Source organism: Streptomyces sp. NPDC006925 (assembly GCF_042869575.1).
Taxonomy (GTDB): domain Bacteria; phylum Actinomycetota; class Actinomycetes; order Streptomycetales; family Streptomycetaceae; genus Streptomyces.
On sequence record NZ_JBIAGB010000005.1, the window covers coordinates 173177 to 192937 of the forward strand.

The window sequence follows — 19761 nt, forward strand, 5'->3', positions numbered from 1 at the left end:
CCTCGGAACTGGCACAGAACTTGCTGGTGTGGAGCGGACCCTACGGGTGCGGAGGTGCGGTCGGAGCGGGTGCCCTCGCCCTCCGCACCCGCGGGAGGCTCACATCAGTAGCACTCGGACTTGCCCTTCTTGACGCTCATGTGCAGACCACTGAGCTTGAAGGTGCCGGCGGTGGTCGCCCACGCGCGCTGCTTGACGTCGGTGAACCGGACGCTCTCCGCCTGCTGGGCGAAGGAGCCCTTGGCGTAGGCGTCGCCCTTGTGCGGACCGGGACCCTTGGTGGTCTTGTCCGTGCTGACGCCGATGTCGATGTTCTTGAACGTGGCGTTCGCGTACAGGTCGTCGGCGTCGATGTAGAGCTTCTTCGCCTCGACCTTGGGGCCGCCGGCGCCGCCGGCGCTCAGCTTCATCGAGACGTCGCCGAAGACCGGGACCGGAACGACGACCGACTGGCAGAGATTGCGTATCTTCGCCGAGTTCATGCCGACGACGGCGACGGGCTTCTTGCCCTTCTCCGTGCTGTCGAGCGCGCCGTACTGGACGAATCCGCTGCCGTCCAGCTGATCCGCCGTGACCTTGAACTGCTGGCCGGAGACGCTGAACGACGCCGCCAGCGCACCCTGCGAGAGGGCGACGCCGATCGCTGCCGTAGCGGCCACGCTCGGCACCATGACTACGGCGAACCGCTTCCATCTGGTCCCGCCACGAGCCAGGGACTCCATGACTTTCCTCCTTCTCGGACGTACATCTCCGGCTCGGAGAGCCGTGCCGCCTGTGCTCAGCGGGCCGCTCCTGCCGTGGGGGTACCTCCCGGCCACGTGGCTGGGGAGGGAGACGAGCTACGTCCTCGGAACGGAGAGCGCCAACGTCGTCCATGCCGTCCTCACGCACGTCACGTCCGAGTTGTTGACGATCACCCCCGAGCGACAACCACGGGCCACGCTCTCGCGCAACCTTGCTTTGCAAGGACAGGCCCTGCCGTGGAGCAGGGACCCCCCTGTCCTGAGGACCGGCGGGTGGAACGGATGTTGGGTGATGCAGGTGGTGCGATGCCGGTCCACTCGGTGGGGAACCATCGACCGCGGCGCCGAATGGATGCCGGGCTGCGGGGCGATGGACCGAGCGTGGCCGATCGTGGTGCATCTGAGCCCGCCGCACAAGGGGGTTCGTTACTTACGAGTAACGGCTGGATAACCCGGAAGCCGTCGCGGGGTACCGATCGGCGACGGAGGGTTGCGGAAGGGGGTGGGTGCGGAACCGACTCAACCGGGCAATCCGGGAGCTATCCGCGAGATTTCGCTACCGTGCGTAAAGGCGGCCGCGATTACCAAGTTTTGGTAAAGCGCGGCCGCCGATGTCGCTAAATCAATGAGTGGCGACGCCTGTGTGACCGTCGGTACGGGCAGGTCAGAACAGCGCGCGAGCGAGGGCCGCCCGCGCGGTCACGACGCGCGGGTCCTCCGGGCCGATGACCTCGAACAGCTCCAGCAGCCGCACCCGTGCCGCGTCCCGGTCCTCACCGGCCGTGCGCCGGACCGTGTCCACCAGCCGGCTGAAGGAGTCCTCGACATGACCGCCGGCCATGTCCAGGTCGGCCACCCGCAGCTGCGCGGCCACGTCGTCCGGACGGTCGGCGGCGTCCTTGCGCACCTGCCGGGCGTCCATGTCCTGGACCCGGGAGAGCAGTTCGGCCATCGCCAGACCGACCTTGGCCTCCACGTTCGCCGGCTCGTCCGCCAGCTTGTTGCGGTACGCCTGGATGGCACCGGGCAGATCGCCCGAGTCCAGCGCCTGCTGGGCGGCGGCCAGCACCGGGTCCTCCGGGGCCTGCGGCTCGGCCGGCTCGTCGGCGGCCTCCTCCTGGGGGACGCCCTGCAGGCCGGTGATGCCGAAACGCTGCTCGGCGACCTGGACGAGCTGGTCCAGCGTGGCGCGGATCTGCTGCTCGGGGGCCGCCCCCTGGAACAGCGGCAGCGCCTGCCCGGCCACCACGGCGAAGACCGCCGGGATGCCCTGGACGCCGAACTGCTGCATCAGCATCTGGTTCCGGTCGACGTCGATCTTGGCCAGCAGCAGCCGGCCCGCGTACTCCTGGGTGAGCCGCTCCAGGAGCGGTGAGAGCTGCTTGCACGGCTCGCACCACTCCGCCCAGAAGTCGATGACGACCGGTACCTCGGCGGAGCGCTCCAGCACCTCCGCCTCGAAGTCGGCCTCCCCGACATCGAGCACCAGGCCGGCCGGCCCCGGCGCCCCGTTCCCCTCGGCGGCGCGGGCTCGCCCCTGCTCCGCCTTCTGCTTGGCCTCACCGGCCGCCTTCACCGCGGCGAGGTCGACGACTCCGCTCATGGACATGTTGCGTGGCTGCATGAGTCCAGTCTCCCCCCTTGCCGCGGCCTCGTGTGCAATGGTCGCCAGGTCCCCACCCGGCGGGTGATCGTCGCGGGGGTCATTCCGCTACGAGTCGTAGCGTAACTTGTGCGCCCCGCGCCCCCGCAAGACGCAAGCGCCCGGGCGCGCAGTGATCCACCTCACTCTGCACCTCCCGTACCGATCGGTAGGGTCTGCGCATGGCCGTCCCCGACCCCCTGCCCTCAGCCCAGCGCCGCGGCCGCCCGCGCAGCGCCGCGGCCGACCGGGCGATCCTCGCCGCCACGCGCGCCGCGCTGGTCGAGGTCGGCTGGAGCAGGCTGACGATGGGCGAGATCGCCCAGCGCGCCGGCGTCGCCAAGACCACCCTCTACCGGCGCTGGGCCGCCAAGAGCGAGCTGGTGATCGACGCGGTCGCCGTCCTCTTCGACGAGTTGCAGCTGCCCGACCGGGGCTGTCTGCGTGCCGACGTGGAAGGGGTCGTGCTCTCCTTCGCGGCCCTGCTGCGCCGCCCCGAGGCCAAGACCGCGCTGATGGCCGTGCTCGCCGAGTCCACCACCGACGAGGCGCTCCGGCCCCGCATCCGCGAGGCGATCGTCGACCGCCAGAAGCGGCTGGTCCTGGACGGCCGCTCGCGGGCGCAGCGGCGCGGAGAGCTGCCTCCCGACCCGGCCGACCCCGCCGAGACCGCACGCGTCGTCGACCTGATCTTCGATGTGATCGCGGGCGCTGTGGTGCACCGCTCGCTGGTGAGCGACTGCCCGGTGGACGAGACGTGGGCCCGCCTGTTCACCACCCTGCTGCTGGAGGGCCTGGGCGCGGTCTCACCCCCGCAGGGCGCCGGCGACGCGGCCCCGCCGGACGGGACGGAGCCGCCCGGCGGCGGAGGCCGGTAGCCGCCCGGCGGCGGGAGTCCACGCCCGGCACCGGAATCGCGCGGGCCGGCCGGGGACCGGGCCACCACCACCCGGCCCGGCATGCGAAGAGCCGGGCCGCGGGGCCCTGCGGCCCGCGTCCCGGCTCCCCGTGCACCCGGCTCAGAAGACCGGCGGCTCGGTGTAGGTGCCCCACTCGTCCCGCAGGGCACCGCAGATCTCCCCCAGCGTGGCTTCGGCCCGGACGGCGTCCAGCATGGGCACGATCATGTTGCCCTCGCCCCGCGCGGCCTGCACGAGGGTGCTGAGCGCGGTGCGCACGGCGGCGTCGTCCCGCGCGGCGCGCCGGTCGGTGAGCGTCACCACCTGCTCGCGCTCCACCTCGTGGCTGACCCGCAGGATCTCCAGATCGCCGGTGACCGACCCGGTGTGGCAGTTGACGCCGACGACCTTCTTGTCGTTCTTCTCCAGCGCCTGCTGGTAGCGGAAGGCGGACTCGGCGATCTCGCCGGTGAACCAGCCGTCCTCGATGCCGCGCAGGATGCCGGAGGTGATCGGGCCGATCGGGTGCTGCCCGTCGGGCACGGCGCGCCGTCCCCGCTCGCGGATCTGCTCGAAGATCTTCTCGGCGTCGGCCTCGATGCGGTCCGTCAGGTCCTCGATGTACCAGGAACCGCCCAGCGGGTCGGCGACGTTGGTGACGCCGGTCTCCTCCATCAGCACCTGCTGGGTGCGCAGCGCGATCTCGGCGGCCTGTTCGCTGGGGAGCGCGAGGGTCTCGTCCAGCGCGTTGGTGTGCAGCGAGTTGGTGCCGCCCAGGATCGCGGAGAGTGCCTCCACGGCGGTGCGGACGACGTTGTTGTAGGGCTGCTGGGCGGTCAGCGAGACGCCCGCGGTCTGCGTGTGGAAGCGCAGCCACTGCGCCTTCTCGCTGGTGGCGCCGTACACGTCGCGCATCCAGCGGGCCCAGATGCGGCGCGCCGCACGGAACTTGGCGATCTCCTCGAAGAAGTCGAGGTGGGCGTCGAAGAAGAAGGAGAGCCCGGGCGCGAAGGTGTTGACGTCCAGGCCGCGGCTGAGCCCCAGTTCGACGTAGCCGAAGCCGTCGGCCAGCGTGTAGGCGAGTTCCTGCGCCGCGGTCGCCCCGGCCTCGCGGATGTGGTAACCGGAGACCGACAGCGGCTTGTAGGCGGGGATGCCCGCCGCGCAGTGCTCCATCAGGTCGCCGATGAGGCGCAGATGGGGCTCCGGCGGGAAGAGCCACTCCTTCTGCGCGATGTACTCCTTGAAGATGTCCGTCTGCAGGGTGCCGTTGAGGACGGCCGGGTCGACGCCCTGCCGTTCGGCGGCGACCAGGTACATGCAGAAGACGGGGACGGCGGGACCGGAGATCGTCATGGAGGTGGTGACGTCCCCCAGCGGGATGTCCCGGAAGAGAACCTCCATGTCGGCGGCGGAGTCGATGGCTACGCCGCAGTGGCCGACCTCGCCCAGCGAGCGCGGATCGTCCGAGTCCCGCCCCATGAGCGTGGGCATGTCGAAGGCGACGGAGAGCCCGCCGCCGCCGGCCTCGAGGATCATCTTGTAGCGCTCGTTGGTCTGCTCGGCGTTGCCGAACCCGGCGAACTGGCGGATGGTCCAGGTCCGGCCCCGGTAGCCGGTCGGGTAGAGCCCGCGGGTGAAGGGGAACTCACCCGGCCACCCGATGCGCTCGAAACCCGCGACGGTGTCGCCGTCCCGGGGCCCGTAGGCCGGCTCCACGGGATCGCCGCTGAGCGTGGTGAAGTCGGCGTCCCGCTTGCGCGCGGAGTCGTAGCGCTCCTGCCAGCGGCGGCGGCCTTGTGCGATGGCGTCAGCATCCATACCACCGAATTTACTAGGACGTCCAAGTAAATGTCGATGACCAAGCGCCCGGTGTGGCCCAGCCGACCCCGGCCGGAGGGCCGGAGCCGACGGGACCCGAAGCGGGCCGGGCCGCGCTCAGGCGCCGACCGGCGTCGCCGTCCCGTCCTTGACCAGCGGCGCGACCTCGCGGGTGACCTTGCGCTCGACGAAGAAGGCGGCGGTGGGGACAGTGCCCGCCAGCAGCACCCACAGCTGCTTGCCCAGCGGCCACTTCGCCTTCTGGCCCAGATCGAAGGCGAAGATCAGATACAGGATGTAGAGCCAGCCGTGCGCGATCCCGACCACGCTGGTGAAGCCCTCGGCGCCGTCCATACCCAGCAGGTACTTGCCGATCACGCCGAGCGTCAGCAGGACGAGGAGCACAGCGGTGACGTACGCCATGACGCGGTAGCGGGTCAGCACGCTTTGTTTCATGGAAACGAGCGTAACCGTCGCTCCGGCCCGCCCCACCACCGCCCCGGACCCCCGGTGACCGCGTCCCGCCGCCTCCTCGGGCGGGTCCGGCTCAGTGCCCGGGCTCCTCGGGGAAGTCCCCGGCGGCCACCCGCAGCGGACGCAGCAGGGCGAAGATGTCACCGAGCTGCCCGACGTCGTAGGCGCCGAGGCCGAAGTCCATCGCCATCAGGTCCTCGGTGGCCGCGTCGCACACCTCGCGGCCCTTGTCGGTGATCGCCGCCAGGGTGCCGCGGCCGTCGTTGGGGTTGGGCCGCTTCTCCACGAAGCCCGCCGCCTGCAGCCGGTCCACGGTGTTGGTCACCGACGTCGGATGCACCATCAGCCGCTCGCCGATCTTCGACATCGGCAGCTCGCCCTTCTGCGAGAAGGTGAGCAGCACCAGGGCCTCGTACCGCGCGAACGTCAGCCCGTAGGGCTTGACCACCGCGTCGACCTCGGACAGCAGGATCTGGTGAGCGCGCATGATCGAAGTGATCGCGGCCATGGACGGGACCGAGCCCCATCGCTGCTTCCAGTGCTCATCGGCACGGGCGATCGGGTCGAACGTCAGACTGAGCGGCTTGGACACCCTACGACCCTACCGGCCGGTCATGTACCGGCTGAAGCCGTCTCACTCTCCGGGCGTTCCACACCACGCAGCCGGTGCCCACGACGCCGGTCGACGCGATCACGAGGTGCGTCGGCACGGCCTCGGCCAGCGCACCGCCCAGCGCCATCCCCAGCCCCTGGGAGCTCATCAGGCCCGCCGTCATCAGCGTCAGGGCCCGGCCGCGCAGCTCCTCGGGGGCCGCGTCGAAGAACCACCGGTCCAGGCCGAGGGTGTAGCCGATGCCCGCGCCCGAGAGGCAGAGCGCGGCCAGTGCCAGCGGCAGCGCGGGGCGCAGGACGAAGACGAGCAGCGGAAGCAGAAGCGTGGAGGCGAGCGGCAGGACCAGCCGCTCACGGGCCGCCGGGGACAGCAGCGAACCGACGGCCAGCTCGCCCGCCACGCTGCCCACCGGCGCCGCGGCCAGCAGCAGCCCCACCCCGACGGGCCCGGCCCCCAGCGCGTCCGCGTACGGCGCTGCCAGGCCCTCGGGGACGACCACGAACAGCGGCGGGAGCCAGCACAGCAGCAGCAGCGCCCGCACCCGCGGATCGGCCAGCAGCCGGCGGGTGCCGCCGCGGGTGTGTGCGGCCGCGCGCACCAGCGCCGGCCGCAGCCGGGTGCCGGTCCGCAGGATCAGCGCCGAGCCCAGGAACCCGGCGACGGTGAGCACCAGCGCCGTGCGCGGCGCGATGACGACCAGCAGCAGCCCGGTGGCCGCGTTGCCGACGATCAGGGCGCTCTGTGCGACGACCCGCAGCAGCGACCGGCCGAGCACGAACGCGTCCTCGCCCGGCAGGATCGCGCCCAGACTGGCGGCCCGCACCCCGGTGAACAGCGGCTGGACGAAGGCGGCCGCGGCCCGCAGCGCGAGCAGCAGCGCCACGTGCGCCCCCGGCAGCAGCATCGCGGCGACGCAGGCCGCGCTGAACACGTCACAGGCGACCAGTACCCGGCGGGCGCTGAACCGGTCCGCGACCGAGGCCAGGGCGGCCCCGCCCACCGCGTTCGGGAGGAAACCGAGCGCGAAGGTCAGGGCGCTCAGCAGCGGCGAGGAGGTCTCCGCGTAGATCATCACGGGCAGCGCGAGTCCCGCCACGACCGTCCCAAGTAAGGACAGCACATGCGCCGCGAACACGGCGCGGAACTCCGGCACGCGGAAGAGCCCGGCGTACCGCGCCCGCTGCGGGACCGCGTCCGGCCGCGCGCTGTTCGCCCCGCTGTCCGCCCGCTGTGGGACCGCATCCAGCCGCGCGCTGTCCGACGGGGTGCTCGGTTCGTTGTCCGGTGGCATGGAACGAGACTGGACCACCCGGCCCGCGCCGGACAGGGGTTCGCCTCGGCCCGGGCCCACCTCGCGGCGCCAAGCGCAGCGGGGAGCCGCCGGCCTCGTCGCGGGGCCGGCCGCCGGGTGCTGTACGGGCGCACTCCGCTGGGCCGGGCGCCGGCAGCCGGCCGGGACGGGGACACCCCCGCTCCCGGTGGCCCGGTCAGCTCCCGTCGAGGTACCGGTCGACCGTCGCGACCTTCGAGGTGAGTCCGTCGGCCACGCCGGGCCGGATGTCGGCCTTGAGGACGAGCGAGACCCGGGGTGCCCGCGCCTCGACCGCCGCGACCGCCTGCCGTACGACCTCCATGCACTCCTCCCAGTCGCCCTCCAGCGAGGTGAACATGGCGTCGGTCCGGTGCGGCAGCCCGGACTCGCGGACCACGCGCACGGCGTCGGCGACGTACTCCCCCACGTCCTCGCCGACTCCCAGCGGCGTGACGGAGAAGGCGACGATCACGAGTTGACCGCGCTGGGCGAGGTCTGCTCCTTGCGGGCGCGCGCCGCGATCACTCCCGCTTCCTCCTCCTTGCGGAGCATCTTGTCCGCGAAGAAGCCGCCGGTCGGGAGCACCGAGAGGACGAAGTAGAGCGCGGCGCGGTTCCTGTCCCACTTGTTCCGGTACCAGGCGTCCAGCCAGAAGAGGACGTAGATGATGAACAGGACTCCGTGGAGGGGACCCATCACCTTCACGGCGCCCGGCGCCCAGCCGATGTCCGTCGCCCACTTCAGCAGGGAGCAGGGGAGAAGGATGAGGAAGGAGATCGCCTCGGGCACCGAGGTGAGTCGCAGACGGCGCAGGGCGGAGACCGCCTTGGGCGGCAGGCCGCTAGGAGTTTCCAGTATGGCCACGGCAGGTCCTCAGATCGTATGGGTCGAGCGGGGTCGGCGGTGCGGGGAAGCCGCGGGGAAGGGGACGAGCGACGCCCGGCGTTTGTGAAGGAACGCACAAGCTCTTCCATTGTGGCAGCCCTGCAATGGATCACGGGCCGCAGGGTAGGTTCGTCGGGTGGCTCAGTTCCGACTCGACGGCACCAAGGTGCTGGCCGTCACGCTCGAGGGCGGCGGCGACGCGGTCAAGGCGAAGAACGGCTCGATGGTCGCCTACGACGGCGAAATGGCGTTCAAGAAGTTGAGCGGCGGCGGCGAGGGCGTGCGCGGCATGGTCACGCGGCGGCTCACCGGCGAGCAGATGACGGTGATGGAGGTGAAGGGCCGGGGCACCTGCTATTTCGCCGACCGGGCCTGCGACATCAACCTCGTCCGGCTGAACGGCGAGAAGCTGCACGTCGAGGCGAGCAACCTGCTGTGCACCGACAGCGGTCTGCGCACCGGCACCAGTTTCACCGGGCTGCGCGGCGCCTCCCAGGGCAACGGGCTGTTCACCACCTCCGTCGAGGGCACCGGCCAGGCGGCGCTGATGTCGGCGGGCCCCGCGGTGCTGCTGCGGGTCGGTCCGCAGACGCCGCTCCAGGTCGACCCGGGCGCCTACGTCGCGCACCAGGGGGACCTGCGGCAGAGCTTCCAGTCCGGGGTGAACTTCCGCACCCTGATGGGCGAGGGTTCCGGCGAGGCGTTCCAGATCCGGTTCGAGGGCACGGGCCTGGTGTACGTGCAGCCGAGCGAGCGCAACACGCTGGGAGGGGACGTCTGATGCCGTTCCGGGAGTTGTCCGGCAAGCTGGTGGAGGCCCGTGTCGCTCCCGGGCAGCGGATGTTCAGCCAGCGCGGCGCGATGGTCGGCTACCGGGGCGAGGTCTCCTTCACGCCCAACCTCCAGGGCGGCCAGGGCGGTGTGATGTCGATGATCGGCCGCCGGGTGGCGGGCGAGGCAGCGCCGCTGATGACCGTGGAGGGCGACGGCACCGTGATGTTCGGCCACGGCGGCCACCACATCCAGGTGATCGACCTCGACGGCGACACGCTGTGCGTCGAGTCGGACCGCCTCCTCGCCTTCGACGGCACCCTGCAGCAGGGCACCCTCTTCCTCGGCAGGGACGGCGGGGTGATGGGCATGGTGCGCGGCCAGGTCTCCGGGCAGGGCCTGTTCACCACCACGCTCTCCGGGCGGGGTTCGGCGGCCGTGATGGCACACGGCGGCATCATCCAGCTCCCCATCGCACCCGGCCGCCCGGTCCATGTGGACCCTCAGGCGTATGTGGCGCACTTCGGCGACGTACGCAACAAGCTGTCCTCGGCGTTGGGCTGGCGGGACATGGTGGGGCGCGGCTCGGGCGAGGCGTTCCAGCTCGAACTGTCCGGCAGCGGCGCCGTTTTCGTGCAGGCCAGTGAGGAGAAGCTGTGATGTCCCAGCCGCCGCAGGGGGGCGCCCCGCAGGACTACCAGGTGTACGACGCGGCGTCGCTGCCCGCGAACGACAACGTCAACCCCTACGCCTTCTGCGTCGAGCTGGACGGCCAGTGGTTCCTGCAGAAGGGGAAGATGATCGCCTACTACGGGCAGATCGACTTCCACGGCATCGGGCACGGGCCGCTGGACGGACTCGTCGCCGGCAGCTTCCACTCGCCGCTGCACGCCGCGGACTGGGTCGTCGCCCAGGGGCGCGGCAAGCTGCTGTTGGCCGACCGTGCCTTCGACATCAACTCCTACGACCTGGAGGACGGCAATCTGACCGTCCGGTCCGGCAACCTGCTCGCCTTCGACCCGTCCCTCTCGCTGAAGCAGTCGATCATCCCGGGTTTCCTCACCCTGATCGGCACCGGCTCCTTCGTGGCCGCCTCGAACGGGGAGGTGCACTTCGTGGAGCCACCGGTACGGGTCGATCCGCAGGCGCTCGTCGGCTGGGCGGACTGCCCCTCGCCGTGCCACCACTACGACCACCGGTACCTCAAGGGCGTCATGGGCGGGCTGCGCGCCCTGACGGGGGTGGGTGGCGCCTCCGGCGAGGAGCACCAGTTCGAGTTCGTCGGGGCGGGCACCGTGCTGATCCAGTCGTCCGAGGTGCTCATGGACGAGCGCGACACCGGCGCCGTCCCGCAGCAGGCCGGGGTACCCGGCGGCGGCCACGGGGGCGACGGCGGCCACGGCGGACAGCAGGGGCCGCAGCTGCCGGGCCAGTTCGGCAGTCTCCAGCGCCGACTGGGGCTGTGAACGGCCGTCCGGCAACGCTGCGGAGCCCGAATACCACGCGGTGTAAGCACGCCTGTACGAGCCTGGGTAGAGTCTCACGGTATGGACACCGATGACGGCACCCGTTGGCTCACCGAGGACGAGCAGCGCGCCTGGCGCACCCACCTCGACGTCGGCAGGCTGCTCAGCTATCAACTCGAGCGCGATCTGCAACCGTTCGGGTTGACCCTCAACGACTACGAGATACTCGTGAATCTCTCGGAGTCGCCCGAGCACCGCATGCGGATGACCGACCTGGCCACAGCGACGCTCCAGTCCAAGAGCCGGCTGTCGCACCAGATCACCAGGATGGAGAAGGCCGGGCTGGTCCGGCGGGAGTCCTGCGAGTCGGACAAGAGAGGGCTGTTCGCGGTGCTCACCGAGCACGGCTGGGAGACCATGCGCACGGTGGCACCGCACCATGTCGCCTCGGTGCGGCGCCACTTCATCGACGGGGTCTCCCCCTCGGACCTCGCCCACCTGGAGCGCATCCTGCGCCCCATGGCGGAGAAGCTCCGCACCGAGCGGGGCCGCGTGTAGCGCTCCCGCACGGACCGGCCCCACCCGCCGGGCTCCCAGTCCGTCTCACCCGTCGGCGAGCGGCAACCGCAGGACGCACCGGCCCCTCTCCCGGAGGGTGCCGGTGCGCGGAAGGTGCCGCCGTGCCGCTCCGCGACTTCCCCGGAAGATGGCCGGCCCCGGACCGGGCCCGCCGCCGTCGCGGGCGCGCACGGCACCCGGCCGCACAAGGCGTTCGACGATCCGCCCGCCCGCCGCACCGGGACCCGCACCTACGCGGCGGCGTGCCGCTGGGCGTGGTCCAGCAGGTCGGCCCGGCCGGGGCGTCACCCCTCGGTGACGCCCTCGACCAGTTCGTCGGCCGCGGTGTAGGGGTCCAACGTCCCCTCGAGCACGCGCGCGGCCAGCGCGTCGAGCCGCTTGCCGCCCCGCAGCTCGCCGATGCGGCGGCGCAGCGCGGTGACCGCGATGGTCTCGATCTCCTTCGCGGCACGCGCCGCGCGGCGCTCGGCCAGCACGCCGCGCTCCTCCATCCAGCCACGGTGCTTGTCCAGGGCCGCGACCATCTCCTCCAGCCCCTCGCCGCGCGCGGCCACGGTCCTGACCACCGGCGGCCGCCAGTCGCCGGGACCGCGGGCCTCGCCCAGCCCGAGCATGTGGTTGAGCTCGCGGACGGTGGCGTCGGCGCCGTCCCGGTCGGCCTTGTTGACGACGTAGACGTCGCCGATCTCCAGGATTCCGGCCTTCGCCGCCTGGATGCCGTCGCCCATGCCGGGCGCGAGCAGCACCACGCTGGTGTCCGCCTGCGCCGCGATCTCGACCTCGGACTGCCCGACACCGACGGTCTCGACCAGGATCACGTCGCAGCCCGCCGCGTCCAGCATCCGGATCGCCTGCGGGGCGGCCCAGGCCAGACCGCCCAGGTGGCCGCGGGTGGCCATCGACCGGATGTAGACGCCCGGGTCGGAGGCGTGCTCCCCCATCCGCACCCGGTCGCCCAGCAGGGCGCCGCCGGAGAACGGCGAGGACGGGTCCACGGCCAGCACGCCCACCCGCCTGCCCTGCGCACGGTACGCGGTGACCAGTGCGGAGGTGGTGGTGGACTTGCCGACACCGGGCGACCCCGTCAGGCCGACCACATAGGCGTTGCCGCAGTGGGGTGCGACGGCCGCCATGGCCTCGCGAAGCTGCGGGGAGGCTCCCTCGACGAGGGAGATCAGCCGCGCCACGGCCCGCGGCGCGCCCTCCCGGGCCGCCGCCACCAGCGCTGCGACATCCGCCATGTCAAACCGCTCCGTTCTGGGCTGTCACCGTCTGTCCGTTCCTCCTACCCGGTTGCGGCGGGATCTCCGCTCCGGGACCCGGCCGCACCCGCATCATCCCGCCGCATACCGCCGGCGGACGGAGGGCACCCGCCGGTGCGGCCGCCCGGCCCGGGAGGGAACGGGTTCCCGGGCCCCGGCGGGGAGCCGCCGTCAGGGGACGCGGATGAGCAGGGCGTCGCCCTGTCCGCCACCACCGCAGAGGGCGGCGGCGCCCAGCCCGCCCCCGCGCCGCTTCAACTCCAGCGCGAGGTGGAGGACCAGGCGCGCCCCGGACATCCCGATGGGGTGCCCCAGGGCGATGGCACCGCCGTTCACGTTCACCTTTTCGGGGCTGATTTCCAGGTCCTTCATGGACTGGTACGCCACGGCCGCGAACGCCTCGTTGATCTCGACCAGATCGAGGTCGGCGACCGCGCGCCCCGCCTTCTTCAGCGCGTGCTGAATGGCGTTCGAGGGCTGCGACTGGAGCGAGTTGTCCGGCCCGGCGACATTGCCGTGGGCGCCGATCTCGGCGATCCACTCCACCCCGAGCTCCTCGGCCTTCGCCTTGCTCATCACGACGACCGCCGCGGCGCCGTCGGAGATCTGCGAAGCGGAGCCGGCGGTGATCGTGCCGTCCTTGGCGAAGGCGGGCCGCAGCTTGCCCAGCGACTCGGCGGTGGAGTCGCCCCGGATGCCCTCGTCCTCGGAGAAGAGCACCGGGTCGCCCTTGCGCTGCGGGATCTCCACGGGGGTGATCTCCGCCTGGAAGAGCCCGTCGCGCTGCGCGGCGGCGGCCCGCTGGTGGGAGCGGGCGGCGATCTCGTCCTGCACCTCGCGGGGGATGCCCAGGCGGGTGTTGTGCTTCTCGGTGGAGGCGCCCATGGCCACGCCGTCGAAGGAGTCGGTCAGGCCGTCGTGCGCCATGGAGTCCAGCACCTCGAGGGAGCCGTACTTGTAGCCCTCACGGGACTTGGGCATCAGATGCGGGGCGTTGGTCATGGATTCCTGGCCGCCTGCGACGACGACGTCGAACTCGCCCGCGCGCACCAATTGGTCGGCGAGCGCGATGGCGTCGAGCCCGGAGAGGCACACCTTGTTCACGGTCAGTGCCGGGACGTTCATCGGGATGCCGGCCTTGGCCGCGGCCTGGCGCGCCGGGATCTGCCCGGCCCCGGCCTGCAGGACCTGGCCCATGATCACGTACTCGACCTGGTCGCCGCCGATCCCCGCCCGCTCCAGGGCCGCCTTGATGGCGAAGCCGCCCAAGTCCGCCCCCGAGAAGGACTTCAGCGAACCGAGCAGCCGCCCCATGGGCGTACGGGCTCCGGAGACGATCACGGATGTGGTGCTGCTGGGGGTGGGAGTCATGAGGAGTTTCCTTCCGGGGGGAAGTTAACGAGGGTTACCACTCAAGATACTGAGCGGTACCACCCCGGGTCACCGGTCAGTGAGTGTGACCGTGCGCACGTTGCGTAACCGCGCGGAGAGCGCTGCACTGTTCCCCATGCTGACGCGTATCGACCACATCGGAATCGCCTGCCGGGACCTGGAGGCCACCGTCGACTTCTACTCTCGCACCTACGGCTTCCAGGTGTTCCACACCGAGGTCAACCAGGAGCAGGGCGTCCGCGAGGCCATGCTGAGGATCAACGGCACGGACGACGGGGGCGCCTCCTACCTCCAGCTCCTGGAGCCCATCCGGGAGGACTCGGCGGTCGCCAAGTGGCTGGCCAAGAACGGCGAGGGCGTCCACCACATCGCGTTCGGCACCGCGGACGTGGACGGCGAGGCGGAGGCCATCCGCGACAAGGGCGTCCGCGTGCTGTACGACGAGCCCCGCAGGGGCAGCATGGACTCGCGGATCACGTTCCTGCACCCCAAGGACTGTCACGGGGTGCTCACCGAACTGGTCACCGCGGCGGCGCCCGGTGACGGGGAGCACTGAGTTCCGGCCCGCCACCAGCAGCGGACCCGGTCCGGCGGGGCATCGCGCGCCGTCCGGGCGACGGCGCGGCCCGCCCCGAGGGTCGGCACCCCGGAGCTCCCAGGGGCGGCACCCGGAGGATCTGCGCCCCGCCCCCGCCGATCCGGTCACGCTCCGCCACGCCCGGCGCACCGCCCCCGTACCCCCTGGACCACAGCAGCATCAACGGACCACTGACGTCGGCTTCCAGGCCCGGTAGAGTGGCCCTTCGGCCGGGGCGGGCCCTCCCCACCCGTACGGAGATCTCCGGGCTGGGGGCTCGGTCCACGTTCCGCCGATGATCTGACACCATTTCCGGGAGACGTGTCCACTCAAGTCCGGGAGAGGGCTCGGATCATCTCCACGACTACCAGGGGACGGATGGGACCGCGCAGTGCGGGGCTACGACCGCTACGAGGCTGACGATCACCTCTCGCAGTTCGAGGCCGAGATGGAGCGGCTGAAGAAGGAGCGGGAGAAGGCCGTCGAGCATGCCGACGACCTCGGCTACCAGGTCGAAGTGCTGCGCGCCAAGCTGCACGAGGCGCGCCGCGCCCTGGCCACGCGCCCGGCGGGGTACGACAATCTCTCCCATCAGGCCGAGCAGTTGCTGCGCAACGCCCAGCTCCAGGCCGACCAGATGCGCGCCGACGCCGAACGCGAGCTGCGCGAGGCGCGCGCCCAGACCCAGCGGGTGCTCCAGGAGCAGGCCGAGCAGCAGGCGCGGCTGGAGGCCGAGCTGCACGCCGAGGCGGTACGCCGCCGCCAGCAGCTCGACCAGGAGCTGGCCGACCGCCGCGCGACGGTGGAGACCCACGTCAACGAGAACGTGGCCTGGGCCGAGCAGCTCCGCTCCCGCACCGAGCAGCAGGCCCGCCGGCTGATGGAGGAGACCCGCGCCGAGTCCGAGCAGGCGCTCTCCCAGGCGCGTGCCGAGGCGCAGCGGCTGACGGAGGAGTCGCGGCAGCGGCTGACCACCGAGGCCGAGCAGGCCCGCAGCGAGGCCGAGTCGATCCTGCGGCGGGCCCGCGCCGACGCCGAGCGGCTGCTGACCGCCGCCTCCACCCAGGCGCAGGAGGCCACCGACCACGCCGAGCAGCTCCGCAGCTCCACCGCCGGGGAGGTGGAGAGCAGTCGCCGCGAGTCCGCCGAGCTGATGCGCGGCGCCGAGGAGCGGATGCGGGAGGCCGAGGAGGCCCTGCGCGAGGCCCGGGAGCAGGCCGCCGAGAAGCTCCAGGAGGCCGAGGAGGAGGCGGGCAAGCGGCTCAGCGACACCGAGTCGGTCAACGAGCAGCGCACCCGCACCGCCAAGGCCGAGGTGGCCCGGCTGGTGGGCCAGGCCACCAAGGACGCCGAGGCCATCACCGCCGAGGCGGAGCAGGTCCGCGAGGACGCCAGGGCCGAGGGCGAGCGGCTGATCGCCGAGGCCCGCGAGAAGGCCCGCACCACCACGGCCGAGGAGTCCGCGAACCAGCTCGCCGAGGCGGCCCGCACGGCCGAGGACGTCCTCAACCGCGCCTCGGAGGAGGCCCAGGCCACCACGAAGTCGGCCACCGAGGAGGCGGAGCGGCTGCGCCGGGAGGCCGAGGAGGAGGCCGACCGGCTGCGCGCCGAGGCGCACGACGTGGCCGCGGAGCTCAAGGGCGCCGCCAAGGACGACACCAAGGAGTACCGGGCCAAGACGGTCGAGCTCCAGGAGGAGGCCCGCAGGCTGCGCGGTGAGGCCGAGCAGTTGCGCGCCGAGGCGGTCGAGGAGGGCGAGAAGATCCGCGGCGAGGCCCGCCGCGACGCCGTCCAGCAGATCGAGGAGGCCGCCAACCGGGCCGAGGAGCTGCTGGGCAAGGCCAAGGCAGACGCCGAGGAGACCCGCACCGACGCCGCCACGGAGAGCGAGCGCGTGCGCACGGAGGCGATCGAGCGGGCCACGGCGCTGCGCACCCAGGCCGAGGAGGCGCTGGAGCGGGCCCGTACGGAGGCCGAGGAGACGCGTACCGAGGCCGAGGAGCACGCCGAGCGGGCGCGCACCGAGGCGGACGAGACCGCCCGGCGCACCCGCGAGGAGGCCGAGGAGGCGGTCCGCGAGCGGAAGGCCGAGACCGAGGCGGAGCTGACGCGGCTGCGCGAGGAGGCCGAGGCCAGGCTGGCGGAGGCCGAATCCGGGCTCGCCGAGGCCCGCACCGAGGCCGAACGGCTGCGCGAGGAGGCCAGGACCGAGACCGAGCGGCTGCGCACCGAGGCGGCGGAGCGGGTGCGCACGCTGCGCGAGCAGGCCGAGGAGGAGGCGGAGCGGCTGCGCACCGAGGCCGCCTCGGATGCCTCGCAGGCCCGCGCGGAGGGCGAGTCGGTCGCCGTCCAGCTGCGCAGCGAGGCGACGGCGGAGGCCGAGCGGCTGCGCGAGGAGGCCAGGACGACGGCCGACCGGGTGCGCGCCGAGGCGGACGCGGCGGCCGAGCGGACGAACGCGGAGGCCGCCGAGGCGCTGGGCGCGGCCCAGGAGGAGGCCGCCCGGCGCCGGCGCGAGGCCGAGGAGCTGCTGACCTCCGCCCGCGAGGAGGCGCACCAGGAGCGCACGGCGGCCCGCGAGCAGAGCGAGGAGCTGCTGGCGGCGGCCCGCAAGCGGGTGGCCGAGGCCCAGGAGGAGGCCGAGCGGCTGACGGAGGAGGCCGAGCGTCGCGCGGCCGAACTCGTCGCGTCGGCCGAGGAGACGGCCCAGCAGGTGCGGGACTCGGTCGCGGGCCTGCGCGAGGAGGCCGAGGAGGAGATCGCCGGGCTGCGGTCGGCGGCCGAACTCGCGGCGCAGACGCTGCGCCGCGAGGCGCAGGAGGAGGCCGACGCGGCCAAGTCGCTGGCCGAGCGCACGGTCTCGGAGGCGGCCGAGGAGGCCGAGCGCACCCGTGCCGACGCCCAGCGCGGCAGCGAGGAGGCCCGCGCGGAGGCCGACCGGCTGGTGGACGAGGCGCGCGAGGCGGCCGCCAAGAAGCGCGCCGAGGCCGCCGAGCAGGCAGACCAGCTCCTCACCGAGGCCCGGGAGGAGGCGGACCGCACGCGAGGCGAGGCGGAGCGGTACAGCACGGAGACCCGCACCGGTGCCGACCAGTACAGCGCCGAGACCCACGCCGGAGCCGACCAGTACAGCCAGGAGACCCGCGCCGAGGCAGAGCGGATCGGCGCAGAGCTGCGGACGAAGGCGGAGCAGTTCAGCGAGGAGACGCACGCCGCAGCCGAGCGGATCGCCGAAGAGGCCCGTACGGAGGCCGACAGGCTGCTGGACGAGACGCGCGAGGCGGCCGCCAAGAAGCGCGCCGAGGCCGCCGAGCAGGCAGACCAGCTCCTCGCCAAGGCCCAGGAGGAGGCGCTGCGCACGCAGGCCACCGCCGAGGAGCAGGCGGATTCCATGGTCGGTGCCGCGCGCGGGGAGTCGGACCGGCTGGTGACCGAGGCGCAGGCCGAGGGCCGGGAGCTGGTCGAGAAGGCGCGCTCGGACGCGGACACCATGCTGGAGGAGGCGCGCAGCGACTCCGGGGCGATCCGGGAGCGCGCCGAGGAGCTGCGCACCCGCGTCGAGGCGGAGGTCGAGGAGCTGCACGAGCGGGCCCGCCGGGAGGCCGCGGAGGCGATGCAGTCGGCGGGCGAGCGGTGCGACAAGCTCGTGGCGGCGGCCGAGGAGCAGCTCGCCGAGGCGCGGAAGAAGGCCGAGGAGGTGCGTGCGGACGCCGATGCCGAGGCGGGCAAGGTGCGTATCGCCGCCGTCCGGAAGGCCGAGGGGCTGCTGAAGGAGGCCGAGCAGAAGAAGGCCGCCATGCTCCAGGAGGCCGAGCGGATGCGGGAGGAAGCCTCGGAGGAGGCCCGGCACACGGTCGAGACGGGGCAGCAGGAGCTGGATGTGCTGATGCGCCGCCAGGAGGACATCAACGCGGAGATCTCCCGCGTGCAGGACGTACTGGAGGCACTGGAGTCGTTCGAGACGCCGGGGGCGGCGTCAGCGGCCGGAGCGGACTCCGGACCGGAGTCCGAGGAGGATTCCGCTTCCGCCTCCGGGGGTGGCTCCGGCTCGGGGTCCGGGTCGGGGCGTGGCGCGGGGTCCGGCGCGGGGTCCGGCCGGAAGAGTGGACGTGACACCGGCGCAAAGGGTGGTGTGACAGCGGGCGTTGGCGCTGGTACAACTCGTTCGAGTGGCAAGAGTTCGGAGAGTTAGCCACTCGAACGAGGGCACATTCTCCAGATCAAACCCGCATAAGCTCGATGACACGCCGCTTCGGCCCCTAGGATTCCCTCTATCACTCCCCCGTCTGATAACCCGTCTGACTCGACAGGAACCCCATGAGCGACACTTCCTCCCCCTTCGGCTTCGAGCTCGTGCGGCGTGGCTACGACCGCGGGCAGGTGGACGACCGCATCACGAAGCTCGTCGCCGACCGTGACAGCGCCCTGGCCCGTATCACCTCTCTGGAAAAGCGCATCGAGGAGCTGCACCTCGAAACGCAGAATGCCCAGGCTCAGGTCAACGACTCGGAGCCGTCGTACGCCGGGCTGGGCGCCCGTGTCGAGAAGATCCTCCGACTCGCGGAGGAAGAGGCCAAGGACCTGCGTGAGGAGGCCCGTCGCGCCGCCGAGCAGCACCGCGAGCTCGCCGAGGGCGCCGCACAGCAGGTGCGCAACGACGCCGAGGCGTTCGCCGCCGAGCGCAAGGCGAAGGCCGAGGAAGAGGGCTCGGGCATCGTCGACAAGGCGAAGACCGAGGCCGCCTCGCTGCGCAGCGAGGCCGAGAAGGACGCGCAGTCCAAGCGCGAGGAAGCCGACTCGCTCTTCGAGGACACCCGCGCCAAGGCGGCCCAGGCCGCCGCGGACTTCGAGACGAACCTCGCCAAGCGGCGCGAGCAGTCCGAGCGCGACCTCGCCTCCCGGCAGGCCAAGGCCGAGAAGCGGCTGGCCGAGATCGAGCACCGCGCCGAGCAGCTCCGGCTGGAGGCCGAGAAGCTGCGCACGGACGCGGAGCGGCGCGCCCGGCAGACGGTCGAGACCGCGCAGCGCCAGGCCGAGGACATCGTGGCGGACGCCAACGCGAAGGCCGACCGGGTGCGCAGCGAGTCCGAGCGCGAGCTGGCGGCCCTCACCAACCGCCGCGACAGCATCAACGCGCAGCTCACCAACGTGCGCGAGATGCTGGCCACGCTCACCGGTGCGGCCGTGGCGGCCGCGGGCCAGCCCGGCGCCGAGGAAGCCACCGACGAGGAGGCCGCGGGCCGTTCGGTGCCGGCTCAGCAGTCCCGCTGAGCGTCCGCGCCGGGGGCGCCGTCCTCCGCCGCGTCCGCCGCAGGACGCGGCCGT

18 protein-coding genes are annotated in these 19761 nt (G+C 72.4%); 8 read left to right on the forward strand and 10 right to left on the reverse strand.

The annotated features are described in order from the left end of the window. Positions 1-104: 104 nt before the first annotated feature. Both ACFYNS_RS09920 and ACFYNS_RS09925 read right to left on the reverse strand, forming a co-directional pair. A complete protein-coding gene (locus ACFYNS_RS09920) occupies positions 105-722 on the reverse strand; it encodes a DUF6230 family protein (protein WP_026004312.1) in 618 nt (205 codons plus the stop codon). Between the two features lie 685 nt (positions 723-1407). Further along, the gene (locus ACFYNS_RS09925) at positions 1408-2367 is read right to left on the reverse strand and encodes a tetratricopeptide repeat protein (protein WP_360292869.1); all 960 of its coding nucleotides are present in this window, start codon (positions 2365-2367) and stop codon (positions 1408-1410) included. A 200-nt stretch (positions 2368-2567) separates the two neighbouring features. On the opposite strand from ACFYNS_RS09925, the gene ACFYNS_RS09930 reads away from it, so the two are divergent. Beyond that, on the forward strand, positions 2568-3263 hold the full coding sequence (locus ACFYNS_RS09930; RefSeq protein WP_388601950.1) for a TetR/AcrR family transcriptional regulator: 696 nt from the start codon (positions 2568-2570) through the stop codon (positions 3261-3263). Positions 3264-3404: 141 nt separating this feature from the next. Here the strand turns inward: ACFYNS_RS09930 and ACFYNS_RS09935 are convergent, their stop codons facing one another. From ACFYNS_RS09935 to ACFYNS_RS09960, 6 genes are all read right to left on the reverse strand, one after another. After that, entirely contained in the window at positions 3405-5105 is a 1701-nt protein-coding gene (locus tag ACFYNS_RS09935) for a methylmalonyl-CoA mutase (RefSeq protein WP_388601952.1), read from the reverse strand. A gap of 117 nt (positions 5106-5222) precedes the next feature. Further along, complete coding sequence (locus ACFYNS_RS09940) at positions 5223-5561, reverse strand: DUF3817 domain-containing protein (protein ID WP_360292862.1); 339 nt, start codon at positions 5559-5561, stop codon at positions 5223-5225. 91 nt (positions 5562-5652) lie between these two features. Then, positions 5653-6171: a MarR family transcriptional regulator gene (locus ACFYNS_RS09945; protein ID WP_360292860.1), complete on the reverse strand. Its 519-nt coding sequence runs from the start codon at positions 6169-6171 to the stop codon at positions 5653-5655. Between the two features lies 1 nt (position 6172). Then, positions 6173-7483, reverse strand: coding sequence for an MFS transporter (locus ACFYNS_RS09950; protein ID WP_360292857.1), 1311 nt, complete (start codon positions 7481-7483; stop codon positions 6173-6175). A gap of 196 nt (positions 7484-7679) precedes the next feature. After that, positions 7680-7976, reverse strand: coding sequence for an MTH1187 family thiamine-binding protein (locus ACFYNS_RS09955; RefSeq protein WP_360292854.1), 297 nt, complete (start codon positions 7974-7976; stop codon positions 7680-7682). Then, entirely contained in the window at positions 7973-8368 is a 396-nt protein-coding gene (locus tag ACFYNS_RS09960; protein WP_388601955.1) for a DUF3817 domain-containing protein, read from the reverse strand. The genes ACFYNS_RS09955 and ACFYNS_RS09960 overlap by 4 nt, the downstream gene beginning before the upstream one ends. 157 nt (positions 8369-8525) lie before the next feature. Between ACFYNS_RS09960 and ACFYNS_RS09965 the strand changes: the two genes are divergently transcribed. The 4 genes from ACFYNS_RS09965 to ACFYNS_RS09980 all read left to right on the forward strand — a co-directional run bounded on the left by ACFYNS_RS09965 (position 8526) and on the right by ACFYNS_RS09980 (position 11184). Further along, positions 8526-9170, forward strand: a complete 645-nt coding sequence (locus ACFYNS_RS09965) for an AIM24 family protein (RefSeq protein ID WP_360292849.1) — start codon at positions 8526-8528, stop codon at positions 9168-9170. Continuing rightward, positions 9170-9820: an AIM24 family protein gene (locus ACFYNS_RS09970; protein ID WP_360292846.1), complete on the forward strand. Its 651-nt coding sequence runs from the start codon at positions 9170-9172 to the stop codon at positions 9818-9820. The genes ACFYNS_RS09965 and ACFYNS_RS09970 overlap by 1 nt, the downstream gene beginning before the upstream one ends. After that, positions 9820-10626 (forward strand): AIM24 family protein, encoded by an 807-nt coding sequence (locus ACFYNS_RS09975; protein WP_360292844.1) that lies wholly within the window; start codon positions 9820-9822, stop codon positions 10624-10626. Before ACFYNS_RS09970 ends, ACFYNS_RS09975 begins: the two co-directional genes overlap by 1 nt. A gap of 81 nt (positions 10627-10707) precedes the next feature. Continuing rightward, positions 10708-11184 (forward strand): MarR family winged helix-turn-helix transcriptional regulator, encoded by a 477-nt coding sequence (locus tag ACFYNS_RS09980; protein WP_388601960.1) that lies wholly within the window; start codon positions 10708-10710, stop codon positions 11182-11184. 305 nt (positions 11185-11489) lie between these two features. On the opposite strand, the gene meaB is transcribed toward ACFYNS_RS09980, so the two are convergent. Next, the gene (gene meaB, locus ACFYNS_RS09985) at positions 11490-12446 is read right to left on the reverse strand and encodes a methylmalonyl Co-A mutase-associated GTPase MeaB (protein WP_276477775.1); all 957 of its coding nucleotides are present in this window, start codon (positions 12444-12446) and stop codon (positions 11490-11492) included. A 192-nt stretch (positions 12447-12638) separates the two neighbouring features. Continuing rightward, positions 12639-13838, reverse strand: coding sequence for an acetyl-CoA C-acetyltransferase (locus tag ACFYNS_RS09990; RefSeq protein ID WP_360292837.1), 1200 nt, complete (start codon positions 13836-13838; stop codon positions 12639-12641). Between the two features lie 136 nt (positions 13839-13974). Between ACFYNS_RS09990 and mce the strand changes: the two genes are divergently transcribed. From mce to ACFYNS_RS10005, 3 genes are all read left to right on the forward strand, one after another. Beyond that, positions 13975-14415: a methylmalonyl-CoA epimerase gene (gene mce / locus ACFYNS_RS09995; protein WP_075001928.1), complete on the forward strand. Its 441-nt coding sequence runs from the start codon at positions 13975-13977 to the stop codon at positions 14413-14415. Positions 14416-14827: 412 nt separating this feature from the next. Beyond that, entirely contained in the window at positions 14828-18628 is a 3801-nt protein-coding gene (gene scy / locus ACFYNS_RS10000; protein ID WP_388601964.1) for a polarized growth protein Scy, read from the forward strand. 125 nt (positions 18629-18753) lie between these two features. Next, the gene (locus ACFYNS_RS10005) at positions 18754-19707 is read left to right on the forward strand and encodes a cellulose-binding protein (RefSeq protein ID WP_019354647.1); all 954 of its coding nucleotides are present in this window, start codon (positions 18754-18756) and stop codon (positions 19705-19707) included. The last annotated feature ends 54 nt before the right edge of the window (positions 19708-19761 follow it).